Source organism: Kribbella sp. NPDC059898, from assembly GCF_042730855.1.
Classification (GTDB): domain Bacteria; phylum Actinomycetota; class Actinomycetes; order Propionibacteriales; family Kribbellaceae; genus Kribbella.
The window spans coordinates 761,969-780,294 of record NZ_JBHWKR010000003.1 but is presented as its reverse complement, the minus strand read 5'-3'; the positions used below and the strand labels follow the sequence as shown (position 1 = coordinate 780,294).

Genomic DNA, 18,326 nt, shown 5'->3' with positions numbered 1-18,326 from the left:
CTCAAGACCGGCACGCTCTACGACGAAACGACCGCCTGGTCGCACCACGCAGACAACGCTGCAGCTTGACATTTCAACTCCTGGGATGTCTCTCGACTGCCTCGAGAATAAGTGGACGCAGGCGTCCGTTTGGCTAGAGTGAGAGCCGTGACCGATCGTTTGTCTCAGAAACTGCGCGCCGACGCGGAGGACAACCGCGAGCGGATCCTGGCCGCGGCGCGGACCTTGTTCGCACGCGACGGGCTGACGGTCCCGATGCGGGACATCGCGCGCGAGGCCGGCGTCGGCCCGGCCACGCTGTACCGGCGGTTCCCGACGAAGCAGGACCTGGCGACCGCGGCGTTCGCCGAACAGGAACGGGCGTGCCGGCAGATCGTCGAGGACGGGCTCGCCGCGGATGATCCGTGGGAAGGGTTCTGCCTGGTGATCGAGCGGATCTGCGAGCTGCATGTGCACAACCGCGGATTCACCGACGCGTTTCTGGCGACGTACCCCGATGCTGTGGACAGCAGTGCGAGCCGCGAGCTCACGGTGAAGTCGGTGGGGATCCTGGCGCGGCGGGCGAAGGCGCGCGGGCGGTTGCGGCGGGACTTCCAGCTGGCGGACCTGGTGATCATGCTGACCGCGCATCGCGGGCTGCACGCGTCCTCGCCGAGGGCGCGGCTGGCGGCGTCGCGGCGGTTCGCGGCCCTTACCGTGCAGGCTTTCCAGGCACATGCCTGAGGCGGTCGTGGACCGGGTCCACGACCGCCTCTCAGCTACCCAGGCTTGCGATCAGCCCTCGTTGTTCAGGTTGTTGACCTGGTCCTTCGCGACGTCAACGCCCTTGTCGATCTGATCGCCGTACTTGCCGCCGGTCTTCTCGTCGACGAAGTCGCCGGCCTTGTCGAGGCCCTGTGCGACCTGGTCCTCGTGACCGTCGATCAGGTCCGCGGCCTTCTCCTTCAGGCCCTCGGCCGCGTCCTTGATGTTGTCGAAAACACCCATGCTCTGATCCCCGATCAGTTTCCGTAGTTGTTGTTGTCGTCGTTCGACGAGCCGTAGCCGCCGCCCGAACGCTCGCTGTCGTTGCCGTCCGAGCCGTAGCCGCCGCCGGACTCCTGGCGCTGACCGTAGTCGCCACCGTTGGAGTCGTTGCCGGAGTCATTGCGGGAGTCATTGCGGGAGTCATTGCCCGAGTCGTTGCCGTAGCTGGAGCCGCCGTCGTTCGAGTCGTTGCCCGAACCGTAGCTGCTGCCACCGTCGCGCGAGTCGTTCCCGGAGTCGTTGCCGTAGCTGGAGCCACCGTCCCGGTCGTTGCCCGAGTCGTTGCCCGAGTCACTGCCGTAGCTGCTGCTACCGGAGTCGTTGCCGGAGTCGTTGCCCTGGCCGTAGTCGCTTCCGCCCTCGTTGCGGTCGTTGTCGCCGCCGTACGAGTTCCCCCCGGATTCCCCTCCGCTGGAATCCTGGCCGAAGTCGTTGCCCTGGCCCCCGGATCCGGAGTTGTTGCCGGAGTCCTCCCGACCACCCTGCTCGCCGTACTGGCTGTCGTTGCGCTGGTCTTCGTCGTAAGGATTGCTCATGCGATATCTCCCCGTGAGATATGAGTTGTCGCCCGCCCTGAGCCGAACGTGTCGATCAGTGTCGATCAATGTCGCTCGGTACGACAGGGGCGGTCGTGAGCCGGATGGCACCCGCCCTTTCCTACCGGAAGGTAAGAGGTGGCGCAAGCTCTTCTGTCCCGTGTTTCGCGTGCCTTCACGAACCGGCCACCCGGATCCTCAGCCAGCACTCAGCGCGCTCTCAGGCGGTACGCCGGGTCCGGCGTCCCGCGCGGGCCGGCCGCCGGTCCTTCGTCGCGGCCAGCGGCTCCCGCAGGTCCTGCAGCAACTCGGCCTGCTCCGACAGCATGCCGGTCAGGATCGTCCGCGCCACCCGCAGCAGCTCCGCGACCTCCGGACTGGTCAGCGAGTAGATCACCGTCGACCCGTGCTTGCGGCTCGACACCAGCCCGGACCTGCGCAGTACGGCGAGCTGCTGCGACAGGCTGGTCGGCTCGATGCCCACGTCGGTGAGGATCTCGGCCACCGAGTGGTCCCGCTCGCTGAGCAGCTCGAGCACGCGGATCCGCGCCGGATGACCGAGCGTCTTGAAGAAGTCGGCCTTGACCCGATACAGCGGCGTACTCACCTGCCCAACAATAGTGGTGGCTAGAGATCCTTGAGTATTCGGCGCAGTCTGTTGGTGGCGCGGAACTGGAGTTGTTTGATCGCGCCGTCGGTGCGGTCCATCGCGGTCGCGGTCTCGTTGATCGACAAGCCGGTGAAGAAGCGCAGCAGCAGGCACTCGCGCTGGTCGTCCGGCAGCCGGCCGAGGGCGGCGCGCAACGATGCCTCGCCGACCGAGGCGAGCGCGGCCGCTTCCGGGCCGATCGCCTCGTCGACCCGCGGCTCGACCTCGTCGGTGACGATCGCCAGCCGGCTCCAGCCGGAGCGGTGGTGGTCGATCACCACGTTCCTGGCGATCGTGACCAGCCAGGCCGCGAAGTTGAGGTGCGCCCGCGGCCGGCGGGCGATCGCGCGGAACGCCCGCAGGAACGTCTCGCTGGTGAGGTCCTCGGCCGCGGATCGCGACGAGGTCTTGCTGTAGGTGTACCGGTAGATCGACGGCAGGTACCGGTCGTAGAGCCGGCCGAAGGCCGCTCGGTCACCCGCTTGCGCGAGCCGGACCAGTTCCTCCTCGTCGTCTTCGGTGTGGACGGTATGTCGAGCTGTGGCGATGTGCATGCGCTTCCCAAGCCCCGTTCTCAGTCAGCTACGCCGTGAACATCACGAAAAGATTACCGAAAGTCGCCCATCGTGTCACCACCCTTCCGCTGAGTACTTGAATACGGCCATGACCGCGTGTGGCCGGTCGGTGCAAGATGGGGCCCATGGACCTGTCTCTCGCCACCTCGTACGACGCCTCTCCGGAGGAAGTCTTCGCGATGATCACCGACGTCACGTTCCAGGAGCAGGTCTTCGAGCAGTTGCGGGCGCAGTCGTACGGCGTGCAGGTCGGGGACGACGGTGACACCATCGCGGTACAGGTCCACTGGATGGTGTCCGAGGTGCCGGTGGTCGCGCGCCGGTTCGTCGGTCACAAGCTGGAGCTGGCGCAGTCCAAGCGCTGGCATCGCGCGGGCGTCGACGGGGCCCGTGAGGCCGACGTCGACGGCGGCGTCACCGGTACAGCGGGGGTCGCCGGCGCGACCGTGAAGGTGACCGGTACGACGCGGATCCTGCCGGTCGGGCGCGGCACCCGGCAGGCGTTCGACCTGCACATCACGGCCTCGCTGCCGGTCGTCCGCGGCACGCTCGAGCAGCTGGTCGCGGACGCGGTCCGGGCGCGGCTCGAGAACAAGTTCAAGGTCGCGTCACGCTGGCTGTCCGGGTCCCTCTGACGACGACTCTGACGACTCCGGCGGCACCGTGACGTCGTTCTCCAGCGCCATCCGCAGATGACTGTCCAGCTCGCCGGCGTACACGCGTTCGGCATCGAGATCGCCGGCCTCCTGGGCAGCGCGCAGGGCGGCGCGGGCGGCAAGGATCCGCTGCCGTAGTTCGGCGCTGAACGTGTCCACCAGGTGCTCCGTCCGTTCACGAGTTGCAGAATTCTTCAATTCATGATCGCATGCATTGCGCATCACGTGGAGGGCGGTCCGTTGAGAGGCCTGTTACGCAAGATCCGGTCGACCGGCCGGGTCGCCGAGCCTGCCCCGGAGCGGGAGCCGGCGCAGGACACCGCGTTCCGCGGTTCCGTGCAGGTCCGGCACGTGGATGCGGGCTCGTGCAACGGCTGCGAGATCGAGATCGGGTCCGCGTTCGGCCCGGTGTACGACGGGGAGCGGTACGGCGCCCGCCTGGTCGCCTCGCCCCGGCACGCCGACGTACTGCTGGTGACCGGTCCGGTGACGCGGAACATGGCCGAGCCGCTGCGGAAGGCGTACGACGCGACGCCGGCGCCGAAGCGGGTGGTCGCGGTCGGCGACTGCGCGCACAACTGCGGCGTGTTCAAGGGCGGGTACGGCGTCGAGGGCGCCGTCAGCGACGTGATCCCAGTGGATGTCGTGGTCCGCGGCTGCCCGCCGGAGCCGCCGCAGATCATCGCAGCGCTGCGGGACCTGACCGGGCGATGACCATCGGTTTCGCGCTGCTCGGCGTCCTGATCGTCGCCGGGCTCGGGGCGCTCGGAGCTGCTCTCCTCGGTCCGCGTTCACGGGCCGTGGTCGCGGGCGTGTCGACGACGGTCGTCGGTGCGCTCGGCGTGGTCGTCGGCGCGGCCGCACTCAGCGGAGCGACGTACGGCGTCCGCATCCAGGAACTGTTGCCGTTGAGCGAGGCGTCGATCCGGGTGGACGCGCTGTCCGGCGTGTTCTGCGCGCTGAGCGGCGGCGTCGCGGTCGTCGCGGGGCTGTACAGCATCGGCTACACGGACCACGCGGGCGCTCATGGTGCGGGTTCGCGGACGGCGCAGGCGTTGCTGCCGGTGTTCGTCGCCGCGATGATCCTGGTGCCGGTCGCCGCGAACGTGACGACGTTCCTCCTGCTGTGGGAGCTGATGGCGCTCACGTCGCTCGCGCTGGTCCTCGCCGAGCACCGGCTGCGCCCCGCGGTCCGCGAGGCAGGCGTCTGGTACGGCGCAATGACGCACGCCGGGCTCGTGCTGATCCTGCTCGGTCTGGTCCTGTTCGCGTCCAAGGCCGGAGGCGAGTCGTTCGACGCGCTCCGGGCGGCGCAGCTCTCGCCGGCCACGAAGTCGCTCGTGTTCCTGCTGGTCTTCGTCGGCTTCGGGTCCAAGGCCGGTCTGGTGCCGTTGCACGTGTGGTTGCCGCGCGCGCATCCCGAGGCGCCGAGCCACGTGTCGGCGTTGATGTCGGCGGCGATGGTGAAGCTCGGGCTGTACGGCGTACTCCGGGTCGGGTTCGACCTGCTCGGCGGCGGCCCGCGCTGGTGGTGGCTGCTCGTCCTGACGGCCGGCGCGCTCTCGGCCGTGTACGGCGTACTCCAGGCCAGCGTCGCGACGGATCTCAAGCGGCTGCTCGGCTACTCGACCACCGAGAACCTCGGGCTGATCATGCTCGCGGTCGGCGCCGGCGGCCTGTTCGCGGCCGACGGCAACCGGACACTCGCGAGTCTGCTGATCGCCGCCGGCGTGCTGCACGCGGTGAACCACGCCGGCTTCAAAACCTTGCTGTTCTTCGGCGCGGGTTCGGTACTGCGGTCCACGGGCACGCGCGACCTCGACGCGCTCGGCGGGCTGGTGTCGCGGATGCCCGTGACGACCGCGTTGTTCGGCGTCGGCGCGCTGGCCGCGGCCGCGCTGCCGCCCGGGAACGGGTTCGTGTCGGAGTGGCTGCTCGTCCAGGGCCTGATCCACGGACTGCCCGGTGCCGACACGGTGGTGGCGGTCGCGATGCCGCTCGCCGTCGGTGTGGTGGCGTTGACGGCGGGGCTCGGCGTGGCGACGTTCGTGAAGGCGTTCGGCGTCGGGTTCCTGGCCCGGCTGCGGACGCCGCGCGCGGCGGAGGCCCGCGAGGCGCCGGCGACCATGAAGGGCGCGATGATCCTGATCGCCGCCGCGTGCGCCGTGCTCGCGATCGTCCCGGCCGCGTTCGGTCCGGCGCTGACCGCCGTACTCGGCACCATGCCCACGGTCCGCGACCAGGACCCGTTGCGCGGTGGCGTGACGCTGCGGCTGGCCGGGATCGAGGGGCGGATGTCGCCGCTGCTGATCCTGGTCGGGCTGCTCGTCGCTGCGCTGCTGGTCGTCGTGGTGATCCGGCGCGGGCTGCCGCGTCGGCGATCGCTCGTCTGGGGTTGCGGCGGGACGCGACTCGATCCGCGGATGGAGTACACCGCGACCTCGTTCGCGGAGCCGTTGACGCGGGTGTTCGACGACGTACTGCGTCCCGAGTCGGACGTCGACGTGACGCATCACGCGGAATCGCGGTACCTGATCCAGAGCGTGCAGTACCGGCAGCGGGTCGACGACCGGCTCGAGGACCTGCTGTACCCGCCGGTGCTCGCGGGTGGGATGCGCGCCGGGCAGCTGATCAGCCGGCTGCAGAACGGCAGCGTCCACCGGTACCTCGCGCTCGGTCTGCTGGGGCTGATCGTCGTACTCGTCGTCGTGGGGCTGGTGACATGAGCGCGGTGCTGCAGTTGGTGGTGCTGGTGATTCTGGCGCCGTACCTCGTGGGGCTGATGCGGCAGGTGCGCGCCGCGCTCGAAGGGCGGGCCGGTGCCGGGATCGGGCAGCCGTGGCGGGACCTGCGGAAGCTGTTCCGGAAGGAGCCGATCTCGCCGGAGGGATCGAGTTGGGTGTTCGTCGCGGCGCCCGCCGTACTGGCCGCGACCACGGTGGTGATCGCGGCGGTCGCGCCGTTCGTCGCCACGGTGTCGCCGTTGGACGGGGTCGCGGACCTGTTCGCGATCGTCGCGCTGCTGCTGCTCGGGACGGTTGCTCTGGCGCTGGCCGGGTTGGACACCGGTACGGCGTTCGGAGGGATGGGTGCCAGTCGCGAGATCACGGTGGCGGCGTTGGCCGAGCCCACGATCCTGCTGGCCGGGTTCGCGTTGTCGGCGCGTGTCGGGTCGACGAACCTGGCCGCGATCGTTGAGCGGGGCAACCATTCGCCGGGGGACCTGCTGTCGCCCGCGACGCTGCTCGCGGCGGTCGCGCTCGCGGTCGTGGTGATCGCGGAGGCCGGGCGGCTGCCGGTCGACAACCCGTCGACGCACCTCGAGCTGACGATGATCCACGAGGCGATGGTGCTCGAGTACTCGGGGCGCGACCTCGCGCTGGTCGAGTTCGCGTCGGCGCTGCGGCTGACCGTACTGCTCGGGCTGTGGGTGAACCTGTTCGCGCCGTGGGGGATCGCGACCTCGGAGTCGCCGCTCGCGTTGCTCGGCGGTGCGGCGGTGTTCGTCGTGAAGGTCGCGGTGGCGGGCGCGGTGCTGGCCGCGGGTGAGGTGTTCATGGCGAAGCTGCGGCTGTTCCGGGTGCCGGAACTGCTCGCGGGCTCGTTCCTGTTCGGTGTCCTGGCCGTGTCGTCCTCCTTCTTCCTGGCGTGATCGTGATGACCCAATGGCTCTACCTGATCTGCGGCGGCCTGTTGCTGTCGACGGTGCTCGTCCTGTGGCGGCGGGAGTTCGCCGCGATCGTGCGGCTGCTCGTCCTGCAGGGCGTGCTGCTCGGCGCGCTGGCCGGGACACTCGCCGTACGGCTGGACAGCGTCGAGCTCGGCGTGGTCGCGGTCGGCGTATTCGTACTGAAGGCTGTGGTGGTGCCGGGGATCCTGCGGCGGGTGCTGCGGGACAGCGGTGAGGCGCGAGAGACCGAGCCGCTCGTGAACGTGACGGCGTCGATCGTCGCTGCCGCGTTGCTGACGTTGCTCGCGTACGCCGCGAGCCGGCCGATCGTGCGGTTGTCGCCGACGGCCGAGACACACGCTGTACCGGTCGGGCTGGCGATGGTGCTGATCGGGTTCTTCGTACTGGTCACGCGGCGGCGGGCGTTGTCGCAGATCGTCGGGTTCCTGCTGCTGGACAACGGGATCGCGACGACGGCGTTCCTGATCACGGGCGGCGTACCCGGGGTGGTCGAGCTGGCGGTGTCCCTCGATGTACTGCTGGTGGTTCTCGTGCTGCAGGTGCTGACCGCGCGGCTGCGGGCCGCGTTCGGCGGGACGGACATCGACGAGCTGCAGGAGTTGCACGACTGATGGACGTTCTCTTGGTGGCGGTCCCGATCGTCGCGCCGGTGCTCGCCGCGGGCGCGGCGCTGGCGATGGGCTGGCGGCGTTCGGTCGCGGTCGGGGCGATCGTCGCAGCGGCCGTGGTGCTGGCGGTCGGCGTCGGTACGGCGGTGTCGACGACGGACGGCGGTGCGGTCGAGGCCGGGAGCTGGCTGCGGATCGATGCGCTGTCGGCGGTGCTGCTGATCGTGATCGGGGCGGTCGGGGTGATCGCTACATGGTGCGGGCTCGGGTACGTCGAGGACGAGCTGGCGGCCGGGCACACGGACGCGGCCGGGGCGCGGCGGTACGGCGTACTCGTGCCGTTGTTCCTGGCGGCGATGGTGCTCGCCGTGGTGGCGAACAACCTCGGGTTGCTGTGGGCGGCGATCGAGGCGACGACGATCGTGACCGCGTTCCTGGTCGGGCATCGGGGGTCGCGGCGGTCGTTGGAGGCGACCTGGAAGTACGTCGTGATCTGCTCGGTGGGGATCGCGCTGGCGTACCTCGGGACGGTGCTGGTGAACTACGCGGCGAAGCAGGCCGGGTTCGCGGCCCACGGGACGCTCGACTGGACGGTGCTGGCAGCGCACTCGGGGGAGTTGGACCAGGGGGTGATGCGGTTGGCGTTCGGGCTGCTGGTGCTCGGGTTCGGGACGAAGGCCGGCTTGATCCCGATGCACAGCTGGCTGCCTGATGCGCACAGCCAGGCGCCGGCGCCGGTGTCCGCGTTGATGTCGGGGGTGCTGCTGCCGGTGGCGATCTACGCGCTCGCCCGCTACCGCGTGATCGCGGTCGGCTCGGCCGGGCCCGGTTTCGTGCGCGCGCTGCTGCTGACTGTCGCCATAGGTTCTCTGTTGTTGGCCGCCGGCCTGCTGCTCGCCCAGCGCGACTACAAACGTCTGCTTGCTTACTCCAGCATCGAGCACATGTCGCTGGCCGCCATCGGCCTGGCGATCGGTACGCCGCTCGCGGTCGCTGCGACGCTTCTCCACATCATCGGCCACGGCCTCACCAAGTCGGTCCTGTTCTGCACGGCCGGCGAGATCCTCAACCGCGAACACACCACCCGCATCGCCTCCGTCCGGGCCCTCTTCACCCGCGCACCACTCCTCGCGGGTCTCTTCGCCACTGGCCTGATAGCCCTCCTGGGCCTGCCACCCTTCAGCCTGTTCGCCAGCGAACTCTCCCTCTTCCGAGCCGGCCTGAACGCCCACCTTCTCTGGCCCATGGCCGCAGTCCTCCTACTCCTCCTGGTCGCCTTCACCGCCATCACCACCAAAACCACGAGCCTCCTCCTAGGCGGGACGCAGACAGGCAACACCACGACGACCTATCCCGGACTGCGAGTGGGTGTGGTGGTGCCGCTGGTGATTGGACTGGTTTTGGTGGGGGTGTTCGGGGTTGTGGGGTGGCCTTTGGGGCGGTTGCTGGATGTGGCCGGTGCGATTGTGGGGGTTCGATGAGTGTGGACGTGCGGACCTACCGGAATCGGCGGCAGGTGAGTGTGAGCGCGGCGGGGCTGGGGGAGCGGGCCGCGGGGTTGTTGGGGGACGGGTATCGGTTGGCGCTGGTGTCGGGGCAGGACGACGGGGACGTGTTCCGGGTTGTGTACCTGTTCGTGGCAGCGCGGCCCGATCGGCGGGTGGAGCTGGTGGTGACGGTGCCGCGGGACGCGCCGCGGGTTCCGAGTCTGGCGGGGCTCTCGTTCCCGGCGGGGCGGTTCGAGCGGGAATTGCACGACCTGTTCGGGATCGAGGCGATCGACCACCCGCTGCCGCGGCGTCTCGTACTGCATCAGCACTGGCCGCAGGGCTGGTACCCGTTGCGCCGCGACGCCGGCGATCCGCCCGCGTTCGGCGACATCGACGAGCCGTACCCGTTCCTGACCGTCGACGGCACCGGCGTGTACGAGATCCCGGTCGGCCCGATCCACGCCGGCCTGATCGAGCCCGGGCACTTCCGGTTCTCGGTCGTCGGCGAGACCATCCTGAAGCTCAAGGCCCGCCTCTGGTTCGTCCACAAGGGCATCGAGAAACTTGCCGAGGGCAAGCTCCTGGCCGACGTCCTCCCGCTCGCCGAACGCGTCTCCGGCGACACCGCCGTCGGCCACGCGCTCGCGTTCTGCCTCGCCGTCGAGGAGGCCCGCGACTGGGTCGTCCCACCGGAGGCCCAGACCGTCCGCGCCGTACTCCTCGAACTCGAACGCCTCTACAACCACGTCACCGATATCGGTGCCCTGTGCAACGACGTCGGCTACGGCATCGCGAACGCGCACGCCCAGCGCATCCGCGAGCAGCTCCTCCGCCTGAACAAGGCCACCACCGGCCACCGCCTGCTCCGCGGCGCGGTCACCCCCGGCGGCGTCCGGGTCCAGAGCCTCCCCACGCTCGAGGTCCTCACCGCGATCGCCGTCGACATCCAGGAGGTCGTCGACCTCGCGCTCGCGAACAGCGTGGTCCGCGACCGGATGACCGGCACCGCGATCCTGACGCCGGACCAGGCCGGCGACATCGGCACCCTCGGGTACGTCGCCCGCGCCAGCGAACTGGACCACGACGCGCGCCGCGAGCACCAGTTCACCCCGCTGACCGCCGGCGTACGACCGGCCGCCCACACCGCCGGTGACGTACTGGCCCGCCTTCTCACCCGCCTGGACGAGATCCACGCCTCCGTCGCGCTGATCGGCGAACTCCTGGCCACCCGCCCGCCGCTGACCGCCGAGACCGCCAAGCCCACCTGGCTCGCGGCAGGCCGCTCGTCCGGAGTCGGACTGGTCGAGGGCTGGCGCGGTACGATCGCGCACCGGATCGAGTTCGACCCGGACGGCACCGTGTCCCGGCTGAAGATCGTCGACCCGTCGTTCTTCAACTGGCCCGCGCTCCCGGTCGCCCTCGCGGACACGATCGTGCCGGACTTCCCCCTGACCAACAAGAGCTTCAACCTCTCCTACGCTGGGAACGACCTGTGAAACGCCGTCAGCCCAAACCGATGAAGATCGAGACCGTGCAGAAGTGGGTCGCGTCGGTCATCCTGTTCCACGTCGGCAGCGTCCCGGCGGTGTCGCTGGCCGTGTACAGCATCGGCTTCGCCGCGCACGACCGCGGCCGGGGGATCGGCCTGTGGCTGATGTCCGGCGTGATCGGCCTGGCCACGATCGCCGGCATGCGGCTCATCCACCGCCGCAACCCGCTCTCGTGGTGGCTGATCTTCGGCATCCTCCCGACCGTGATCACCGGCTTCTGGATGTTCTGAGCGCTCAGGTGAATGCCGAGATGCCGGTGATGGAGCGGCCGACGATCAGCGTGTTCATCTCGCGGGTGCCTTCGTAGGAGTAGATGGCCTCGGCGTCGGCGACGTACCGGCCGACGTTGTGTTCGAGCAGGATGCCGTTGCCGCCGAGGAGTTCGCGGGCGTAGCCGACGGTCTCGCGCATCCGGGTGGTGCAGAACGCTTTGGCGAGGGACGCGTGCTCGTCGTACGCGACGCCGCCGTCCTGCAGCTGCGACAACCGGGCGCAGAGCGTCGCGGAGGCGGTGGTGTTCGCGAGCATCTTCACGAGCAGGTCCTGGACGAGCTGGAAGCCGGCGATCGGCCGCCCGAACTGCTGCCGGTCCCGCGCGTACGCGAGCGCGTTCCGGTAGGCCCCGCGCGCACACCCGACCGACATCCACGCGACCCCGGCCCGGGTCATCAGCAGCACCTTCGCGGTGTCCCGGAACGAGTTCGCCCGCGCCAGCCGGTTCGCTTCGGGTACGCGGACGTCGTCCAGCGTGATCAGCGCGTTCTGTACGACGCGCAGCGCCATCTTGTCCTCGAGCTTCGACGTACTGAAGCCGGGCCTCTCCTTCTCGACCACGAACCCTTTCACCTGACCGTCCTCGACGTCCCGCGCCCAGATCACCGTCAGGTCGGCGAACGTCGCGTTCCCGATCCACTTCTTCTGCCCGTTCAGCACCCAGGTGTCGCCGTCGCGCCGAGCGGTGGTCTGCAGCCCGCGGGACGCGCCGGACCCGACGTCGGGCTCGGTCAGCCCGAACGCGCCGATCAGCTCCAGCCGCGCCATCGCCGGCAGCCACCGCTGCTTCTGCTCCTCCGAGCCGCACAGGTAGATCGACCCCATCGACAGTCCGCTGTGGACGCCGAAGAACGTCGCGATGGACGGGTCCGCCGTACTGAGCTCCATCGCGATCAGCCCGTCGAGCAGGAAGCTCCGGCCGGGGCAGCCGTACCCCTCGTATGGCGTACCGACGATGCGGAGGTCGCGGAACGCCGGGAGCAGCTCGAACGGGAACGCGGCCCGGGTCCAGTAGTCGTTGATGATCGGCGCCACCTGCTTGTCGCCGAACTCGCGGACCGCGTGCAGGCGTTCGCGGTCGTGCTGGTCGAGCAGCAGCTCCAGGCCGTAGAAGTCGATCGGGTCGGTTGTCATGAGCGTTCCTCTCGGTCCAGGAAGTCGGTGATGAGCGGCACCAGCGCGGGTGCTTCGGTGACGAGCTCGACGTGCCCGCCGCGGTAGATGTGCAGTTCGGCGTTCGGGATCAGGCCGGCCAGGACGCGGCCGTTGACGACCGGGATGATCGGGTCGTCGTCCCCGGTCAGGACGAGCGTCGGCTGCCGGATCAGCGGGAGGAACGGCAGGCTCGTCCAGCACGCCCCCGCGGCCAGCTGGTAGAGGTACCCGCGCCGCGAGCCCGCGCGGACCTGCCGCCCGAAGACGGTGCGGATCGCGTTCGAGTGCTTGCGGGCGCTGCCGCCGTACAGGTATCCCGCCATCCCGGCCGCGTACGACGGGTCGCCGAAGCGTCGCGGCGTCACCATCTTCATCAGCGTGCTCGGCCGCCCGGGCACCATCAGTACGCCGGTCCCGGTGCTGACGAGCACGAGCCGCCGTACCAGCCGCCGGTACTGGAACGCCAGCTGCTGCGCCAGCGCGCCGCCCCAGGAGAGCCCGAGTACGTCGACCTCCCGGTATCCGAGCTCGGCCAGCAGCCGCTCGACGATCCCCGCGAGCCGCGGGATCCCGTCCGGCAACAACCCGGCCGGCGAACCGCCCACTCCTGGTACGTCGAAGCGGATGACGGTGCGGTCGAGCTCGTCCACGACCGGCTGCAGCACTTCGAGCCCCGCGCCGATCCCGCAACACAACACGAGCGGGGTACGACGCGGGTCGCCGAGCCGCACGTCGTACCGGATCTGCCGCCCCGCGACGGCCATCAGCTCCACGTCACGACTCCCGCACGTAACGACCCGGCGCATCCTCGAGCGGCTCCAACCCGGCCCCGCCCAGGTTCTTCGGCGCCGCCTTCATCCGCCCACTCCGCGCCCCGAGCCACCCCACGTAGTCCACCCACCAGGACCCCTGCTCGGTAGTAGCCGTCCGCAACCAATCGTCAGAGTTCTGGGGGTTCGAATCATTTACCTGATACGTAGCCTTCGGATTCCCAGGAGGGTTGACCATGGAGGCGATGTGCCCCGCGGTGGAGAGCACGAAGCGGCTGTCGCTGCCGAGCAACTGCGTGCTCCGGTAGCAGGACTGCCAAGGGCAAATGTGATCGGTGATCCCGGCAACGACGTAGGACGGTGTGGTGACCTTCGACAGGTCGACGGGAGAGCCGAGCATCGTCGCCGCATCCGGTTCGGTGAGCGCGTTGGACATTGCCTGCTCGACGAAGCCGCGGTGCAGGGCGGCGGTCATCCGGGTGGTGTCGGCGTTCCAGAACAGTACGTCGAAGGCTGCGGGTGTGCGTCCCTGGAGGTAGTTGTTCACCCAGTAGTTCCAGATCAGGTCGGTCGGGCGCAGCCAGGCGAACACCTCGGCGAGCGCTCGGCCGTCCAGGAAGCCCTTGGATGCCGACGAAGCGATGGCGGCCGCGGCCATCCGTTCGTCGAGGGCGGCCGACGCGAGGCCTGCCCGGCTCTGATCGAGGACGGACACCGCGAGGGTGAACGTCGCGACCCGGTCCAGTTCGCCGCGGTCGGCCAGATGGCCGAGAAGCATCGACGCGAGGATGCCGCCCGAGCACGTCGCGAACAGGTGGGTGGAGTCGGTGCGGGTGATTCGGCGTACGGCGTCCATGGCTTCGAGGATCGCGGCGCCGTACGTGTCGAAGTCCCAGTCGCGGTGGCGGGCGTCGGGGTTGCGCCAGGAGATCGTGAAGACCTGCTGGCCCTGCTGGACGAAGTACTCGACCATGCTGCGGCCGGGGGCGAGGTCGACGACGTAGTACTTGTTGATCACTGGGGGGACGATCAGCAAGGGGACGGTGCGGACCTTGCCGGTTTGTGGGGTGTACTGGATCAGCTCCAGGACCTCGTTGCGGAAGACGACGGCGCCGGGGGTGACGGCGAGGGTCTTGCCGACCTCGAAGGCGGTCGGGTCGACCATGCTCGGGACGCGCGGAGCGGTGGAGAGGTCGCGGATCAGGTTGCGGGCGCCGGCTACCGTGCTGAAGCCCGCGGTGTCGATGACGGCCTTCCAGGTGGACGGGTTCAGGACCGGGTTGTTGCTGGGGGCAAGTGCTTCGACGAGGTTGTCGACGACGAAGGTCATCCGTTGTCTGTCCCGCCAGTTGAGTTCGGCGTCGGACGGGAGGGCTTCGGCGGTTTCGGCGGCGGCGAGGTAGGCCTGGACGATGCGGCGGAGGACCGGGTTCTGCGTCCAGGCCGGATCCGCGAACCGGCGGTCACGGCGGGACGGGGCGCGCTCGGAGTGCCCGATCGCGATCTGCCCGAGCTCACCGGCCAGCTGGGTCGCCCGGTGCCCGAGCGTCCGAGGCCGGCCGGCGAGCCCACTCGCCATCCGCATCCACGCGGCGTTCGGCGCGAACCGCCGCAACGGCCCAACCGCCGCACTGGTCAGCAACAGGTCGAGCGGGGCAGCCAGTTCGTCAGCGGCGGCGGTCATTGGAGGGTTCCTTCCGGTACGACGACGTCGCGGCGCTGGATCTTGCCGGTCGGGCCCTTGGGGAGGCCGTCGACGATCCAGACGGCGCGGGGGTACTTGTAGGCCGCGATCCGGCCCTTCACGAAGTCGCGCAGTTCCTCGGGGGTCGCCGTCGTGCCGTCCTTCAGGGCGACGGCGGCGCCGATCTCCTCGCCGAGGGACGGGTGGGGGATGCCGACCACGGCCGCCTCGGCGACGGCCGGGTGTTCGTACAGCACCTCCTCGACCTCGCGCGGGTACACGTTGTAGCCGCCGCGGATCAGCAGGTCCTTCTTCCGGTCGACGATGTAGAAGTACCCGTCCTCGTCCTGGCGGGCCATGTCGCCGGTGCTCAGCCAGCCGTCCGCGTCGATGGTGGCCGCGGTCTCCGCGGGCTTGTTCCAGTAGGACTTCATCACGTTGTGGCCGCCGATCTGGATCTCGCCGATGTCACCAGGCTGCACCGGCTTGCGCTCCTCGTCGACGACCCGCATCCGGACGCCCTCGATCGGCGTACCGATCGAACCGGGCTTGCGGACGGCGTTCGGGTGGTTGAACGACGCCACCGGCGAGCTCTCGGACAGTCCGTAGCCCTCCAGGATGATGCAGCCGAACGCCTCCTCGAACCCGCGCAGCACCTCGACCGGGAGCGCCGCCCCGCCGGAGACGCAGGTGCGCAGGGTGCTCACGTCGTACTGCGCGCGATCCGGGACGCCGAGCATCGCGGCGTACATGGTGGGCACGCCCTCGAAGATCGTCACCTTGTCGCGCTGGATCACCTCAAGCGCCTTGGCGGGGGAGAAGCGCGGGATCAGCGTCAGGGTTGCGCCGTTCGCGATCGCGGCGTTCAGGCCGCAGGTCAGGCCGAAGACGTGGAACAGCGGCAGGCAGCCCATCACCACGTCGTCCGGGCCGATCAGGATCAGCGTGCGGGCGGTGACGGCCTGGTTCGTGTTCAGACCGGCGTGGGTGAGTTCGGCGCCCTTTGGTCGGCCGGTGGTGCCGGAGGTGTAGAGGATGACCGCGGTGTCGTCGCCCTCGCGGCTGGCCGGGTTCGCAAGCGGGCGGCGTACGGCGACCTGGGCGCGGAACTCGCCCGGCGCGACCGGGACGAGCTGGGCGCCGGCGTCTGTCGCCTCGCCGGTCACCTCGTGCCACGCGAACAGCACCTTCGCGCCGGAGTCGCCGAGGTAGTACTCGACCTCACGCCGCTTCAGCAGCGGGTTCATCGGTACGGCGACCGCGCCGGCCCGGAGGATCCCGTAGAAGATCATCGCGAACTCCGGGACGTTCGGCAGCATCAGCCCGACCCGGTCGCCGGGCTGGACGCCGTACTCCTGCAGGAGCGTGGCCACGCGGGAGGCCGCGTCGTCGAGGGCGGTGTAGCTCAGGACGTCGTCGTCCAGGCGGATCGCGGGGTGGTCCGGGTACATGGCGGCGGACTCGGAAAGGTTCAGGCTGAGATTGGTCATCGCGGACTCCGGGGTGGTCGGCTTGCTGTACCTCCACGATCGGGCGGGCGCTCCGCGAAGGCGATGGGGCGGCGACCAACGTCACGGCGCTGCGGGTGTGCGCACGAACAACGCGCCTCTTATGCTCCGAAGATGAGTGCACTCGACGGGCTGGTGGACCGGATGAATGCGCGGGCGGACGAACTGAGTGAGGCGATGGCCTCGCAGATCGAGGCTGAGATCGAGTTCTACCGCGGCGGCGGGCTGGTGCCGCACGAGGCGTTGCGGGCGTCGTGCGCGGCGAACTTCCGGTACATGCTCGAGTCGTTGGCCGGGGCCAGTTCCGATCCGGTGTCGGCGCGCGAGACCGGGCGGCTGCGCGCCGAGCAGGGGGCGCCGCTCGCCGACGTGATGGCGGCGTACCGGGTCGGCACGCGGTACCTGTGGGACGCGGTGCTCGCCGAGGCGGCGTCGGCCGGACTCACGGACCAGGTCGTCGTGGAGGCGTCGAGCCGGCTGTGGCAGGTGCAGTCGACGTACACGGACGCGATGACCGACGCGTACCGCGACGTGCAGTCCCGGCGGCTGCTCGCCCAGGACCAGGAACGGTCCGCGCTTGTCGAGGCTCTCCTCGAAGGACGGATGCCGGGCGGCGGGACGGTCTGGGAAGCGGCCGAGCTGCTGCGATTGCCGTACAAGGGCCCGTTCGTCGTGGTCGCGGCCGCCGTACCCGAGGTCGGTCGGCAAGCGCTCCCCGCCGTGGAGGAGCGGCTCCGCGCGGTCGGCCTGGCGTCGGCGTGGCGGCTGCTGCCCGAGCTGCAGATCGGCGTCGTCGCGGTGCCGCCCGGGCGGCTCGGCGTACTCGTCGACCTGCTCGGCAAGTCCGCGACCGGCCGGGTGGGCATCAGCCCGCCGTACGACGAACTCGACGGGACCGGCCAGGCCGTACGGTTCGCCCGCGTGGCGCTGGCCGGGCCGAAGACGGTCACGTTGTTCGACGAGTCGCCGCTCACGATGGTGGCCGCGGCGGCGCCGGACGTCATGCAGTACTTCGTCCACAAGGTCCTCGGCGGCCTCGACGACCTCGCGCCCGACGACCGCGAAGTACTGCTCGACACGCTGTCCGCGTGGTCGACGCACAACGGCTCCGCGACCGAGACCGGCGAGTACCTGTACTGCCACCCGAACACCGTCCGGCACCGCCTGCACCGGATCGAGGAACGCACCGGCCGATCCCTCACGGACCCGCGCGCCGTGGCCGAACTTCTCCTTGCCCTGGAGGCGTCCAGGGCCAACTCGTGATCGCGGTCCGCATCAACCGGGCGGCCGTCGACAGGTTGGCGTCGGCGCTCCAGAGCAGCGAGAGAGTACGGCGGCACTCCGGGTGGTCGACGGGGATCCTCGCGACCGGGTAGTCGGGGACCGCGCGGCGGGCGAAGTCCGGGTTGAAGCCGATGCCGAGACCGGAGCGGATCAGCTCCTGGATCGCGGCGGCCTCGTCGCTCTCGCAGACGATCCGCGGCGTCAGACCGGTCTGCGCGAACAGCCGATCGAGTAGCCACCGCTGCCACTGGCCCTTGCGCGCGATCACGAACGGCTCGTCGGCGAGCTCCTCGACCCGCACGGACTTCCGCTGCGCGAACGGGTGGTCCAGCGGCGTCACCACGAGCACCGGTTCGTCGAGCAGTACGGCGGACCGGAGCCCGGCGGACGGGATCGGTTGCGACGCGACGCAGAGGTCGACGTCCTGCGTGCGAAGCCGGCGGGGCATGTCGTCGGCCGGGAGTTGGTGCAGTTCGATCTCGATCGTCGGGTGCGCGCGTTTGAAGGCGGCGATCGGCTCGGTCAGTGCGAGGAACGTCTCGGCCGCGAGCCGGACACTGCCCGCTCCTTGCTCGGTCGCTTCGGCGACGGCGCGTTGGCCGGCGTCGAGCTCGCCGAGCGCGCGTTCGACGTACCCGCGGAACAGGGCCCCGGCCGGGTTCAGCCGGAGGCGGTTCGTGCGGTCGAACAGCGGCGTACCGAGTTCGCTCTCCAGGCGGGCGATCGTCCGGCTCAGCGACGGCTGGGCGACGTGCAGTTCGTCGGCGGCGCGGCTGAGGTGTTCGAGGCGGGCGACGACGACGAACTGGCGGAGCGTGGTGAGGTCCATCATGCGCCTCCGATCATAACGAGATAGCGATATTGGTCTTGG

The 18,326-nt window shown here is 69.8% G+C and carries 19 protein-coding genes; 10 read left to right on the top strand and 9 right to left on the bottom strand.

Features of this window, described 5'->3' with window-relative positions:
* Window positions 1-147 precede the first annotated feature (147 nt).
* Entirely contained in the window at window positions 148-723 is a 576-nt protein-coding gene (locus ACFV9C_RS13925; protein WP_380193533.1) for a TetR/AcrR family transcriptional regulator, read from the top strand.
* A 51-nt stretch (window positions 724-774) separates the two neighbouring features.
* On the opposite strand, the gene ACFV9C_RS13920 is transcribed toward ACFV9C_RS13925, so the two are convergent.
* The 4 genes from ACFV9C_RS13920 to ACFV9C_RS13905 form a co-directional block, all read right to left on the bottom strand.
* The gene (locus ACFV9C_RS13920) at window positions 775-987 is read right to left on the bottom strand and encodes an antitoxin (protein WP_380193531.1); all 213 of its coding nucleotides are present in this window, start codon (window positions 985-987) and stop codon (window positions 775-777) included.
* Window positions 988-1,001: 14 nt separating this feature from the next.
* Window positions 1,002-1,562 carry a hypothetical protein gene (locus tag ACFV9C_RS13915; RefSeq protein WP_380193529.1) on the bottom strand — a complete coding sequence of 187 codons (561 nt, stop codon included), beginning with the start codon at window positions 1,560-1,562 and terminating at the stop codon, window positions 1,002-1,004.
* A gap of 220 nt (window positions 1,563-1,782) precedes the next feature.
* Entirely contained in the window at window positions 1,783-2,169 is a 387-nt protein-coding gene (locus tag ACFV9C_RS13910; protein ID WP_380193528.1) for an ArsR/SmtB family transcription factor, read from the bottom strand.
* A 20-nt stretch (window positions 2,170-2,189) separates the two neighbouring features.
* Window positions 2,190-2,765, bottom strand: a complete 576-nt coding sequence (locus ACFV9C_RS13905) for a sigma-70 family RNA polymerase sigma factor (RefSeq protein ID WP_380193526.1) — start codon at window positions 2,763-2,765, stop codon at window positions 2,190-2,192.
* A gap of 146 nt (window positions 2,766-2,911) precedes the next feature.
* Between ACFV9C_RS13905 and ACFV9C_RS13900 the strand changes: the two genes are divergently transcribed.
* The 8 genes from ACFV9C_RS13900 (at window position 2,912) to ACFV9C_RS13865 (ending at window position 11,011) form a co-directional block, all read left to right on the top strand.
* On the top strand, window positions 2,912-3,421 hold the full coding sequence (locus ACFV9C_RS13900; RefSeq protein ID WP_380193525.1) for a DUF2505 domain-containing protein: 510 nt from the start codon (window positions 2,912-2,914) through the stop codon (window positions 3,419-3,421).
* 222 nt (window positions 3,422-3,643) lie between these two features.
* Window positions 3,644-4,156, top strand: a complete 513-nt coding sequence (locus ACFV9C_RS13895; RefSeq protein WP_380193522.1) for an NADH-quinone oxidoreductase subunit B family protein — start codon at window positions 3,644-3,646, stop codon at window positions 4,154-4,156.
* Window positions 4,153-6,168 (top strand): proton-conducting transporter membrane subunit, encoded by a 2,016-nt coding sequence (locus tag ACFV9C_RS13890; RefSeq protein ID WP_380193520.1) that lies wholly within the window; start codon window positions 4,153-4,155, stop codon window positions 6,166-6,168. The genes ACFV9C_RS13895 and ACFV9C_RS13890 overlap by 4 nt, the downstream gene beginning before the upstream one ends.
* Window positions 6,165-7,094 carry a respiratory chain complex I subunit 1 family protein gene (locus ACFV9C_RS13885; protein WP_380193518.1) on the top strand — a complete coding sequence of 310 codons (930 nt, stop codon included), beginning with the start codon at window positions 6,165-6,167 and terminating at the stop codon, window positions 7,092-7,094. The genes ACFV9C_RS13890 and ACFV9C_RS13885 overlap by 4 nt, the downstream gene beginning before the upstream one ends.
* Before the next feature lie 5 nt (window positions 7,095-7,099).
* Window positions 7,100-7,744 carry a hypothetical protein gene (locus ACFV9C_RS13880; RefSeq protein ID WP_380193516.1) on the top strand — a complete coding sequence of 215 codons (645 nt, stop codon included), beginning with the start codon at window positions 7,100-7,102 and terminating at the stop codon, window positions 7,742-7,744.
* A complete protein-coding gene (locus ACFV9C_RS13875; protein WP_380193514.1) occupies window positions 7,744-9,222 on the top strand; it encodes a proton-conducting transporter membrane subunit in 1,479 nt (492 codons plus the stop codon). The genes ACFV9C_RS13880 and ACFV9C_RS13875 overlap by 1 nt, the downstream gene beginning before the upstream one ends.
* Window positions 9,219-10,727 carry an NADH-quinone oxidoreductase subunit C gene (locus tag ACFV9C_RS13870; protein WP_380193513.1) on the top strand — a complete coding sequence of 503 codons (1,509 nt, stop codon included), beginning with the start codon at window positions 9,219-9,221 and terminating at the stop codon, window positions 10,725-10,727. The genes ACFV9C_RS13875 and ACFV9C_RS13870 overlap by 4 nt, the downstream gene beginning before the upstream one ends.
* Window positions 10,728-10,747: 20 nt before the next feature.
* Window positions 10,748-11,011: a hypothetical protein gene (locus tag ACFV9C_RS13865; RefSeq protein WP_380193511.1), complete on the top strand. Its 264-nt coding sequence runs from the start codon at window positions 10,748-10,750 to the stop codon at window positions 11,009-11,011.
* Window positions 11,012-11,015: 4 nt separating this feature from the next.
* Here the strand turns inward: ACFV9C_RS13865 and ACFV9C_RS13860 are convergent, their stop codons facing one another.
* Genes ACFV9C_RS13860 through ACFV9C_RS13845 form a run of 4 tightly spaced genes read right to left on the bottom strand, consistent with a single transcriptional unit; the run spans window position 11,016 to window position 16,153 of the window.
* Window positions 11,016-12,188 (bottom strand): acyl-CoA dehydrogenase family protein, encoded by a 1,173-nt coding sequence (locus tag ACFV9C_RS13860; protein WP_380193509.1) that lies wholly within the window; start codon window positions 12,186-12,188, stop codon window positions 11,016-11,018.
* Complete coding sequence (gene phaZ / locus ACFV9C_RS13855; protein ID WP_380193550.1) at window positions 12,185-12,973, bottom strand: poly(3-hydroxyalkanoate) depolymerase; 789 nt, start codon at window positions 12,971-12,973, stop codon at window positions 12,185-12,187. Before phaZ ends, ACFV9C_RS13860 begins: the two co-directional genes overlap by 4 nt.
* A 10-nt stretch (window positions 12,974-12,983) precedes the next feature.
* Window positions 12,984-14,663: a PHA/PHB synthase family protein gene (locus tag ACFV9C_RS13850; RefSeq protein WP_380193508.1), complete on the bottom strand. Its 1,680-nt coding sequence runs from the start codon at window positions 14,661-14,663 to the stop codon at window positions 12,984-12,986.
* Window positions 14,660-16,153: a long-chain fatty acid--CoA ligase gene (locus tag ACFV9C_RS13845; RefSeq protein ID WP_380193507.1), complete on the bottom strand. Its 1,494-nt coding sequence runs from the start codon at window positions 16,151-16,153 to the stop codon at window positions 14,660-14,662. Before ACFV9C_RS13845 ends, ACFV9C_RS13850 begins: the two co-directional genes overlap by 4 nt.
* 132 nt (window positions 16,154-16,285) lie before the next feature.
* On the opposite strand from ACFV9C_RS13845, the gene ACFV9C_RS13840 reads away from it, so the two are divergent.
* Window positions 16,286-17,434: a PucR family transcriptional regulator gene (locus ACFV9C_RS13840; RefSeq protein WP_380193506.1), complete on the top strand. Its 1,149-nt coding sequence runs from the start codon at window positions 16,286-16,288 to the stop codon at window positions 17,432-17,434.
* On the opposite strand, the gene ACFV9C_RS13835 is transcribed toward ACFV9C_RS13840, so the two are convergent.
* Window positions 17,370-18,287, bottom strand: coding sequence for a LysR family transcriptional regulator (locus ACFV9C_RS13835; protein ID WP_380193505.1), 918 nt, complete (start codon window positions 18,285-18,287; stop codon window positions 17,370-17,372). The two genes, ACFV9C_RS13840 and ACFV9C_RS13835, sit on opposite strands and share 65 nt — an antisense overlap.
* Between the last annotated feature and the right edge of the window lie 39 nt (window positions 18,288-18,326).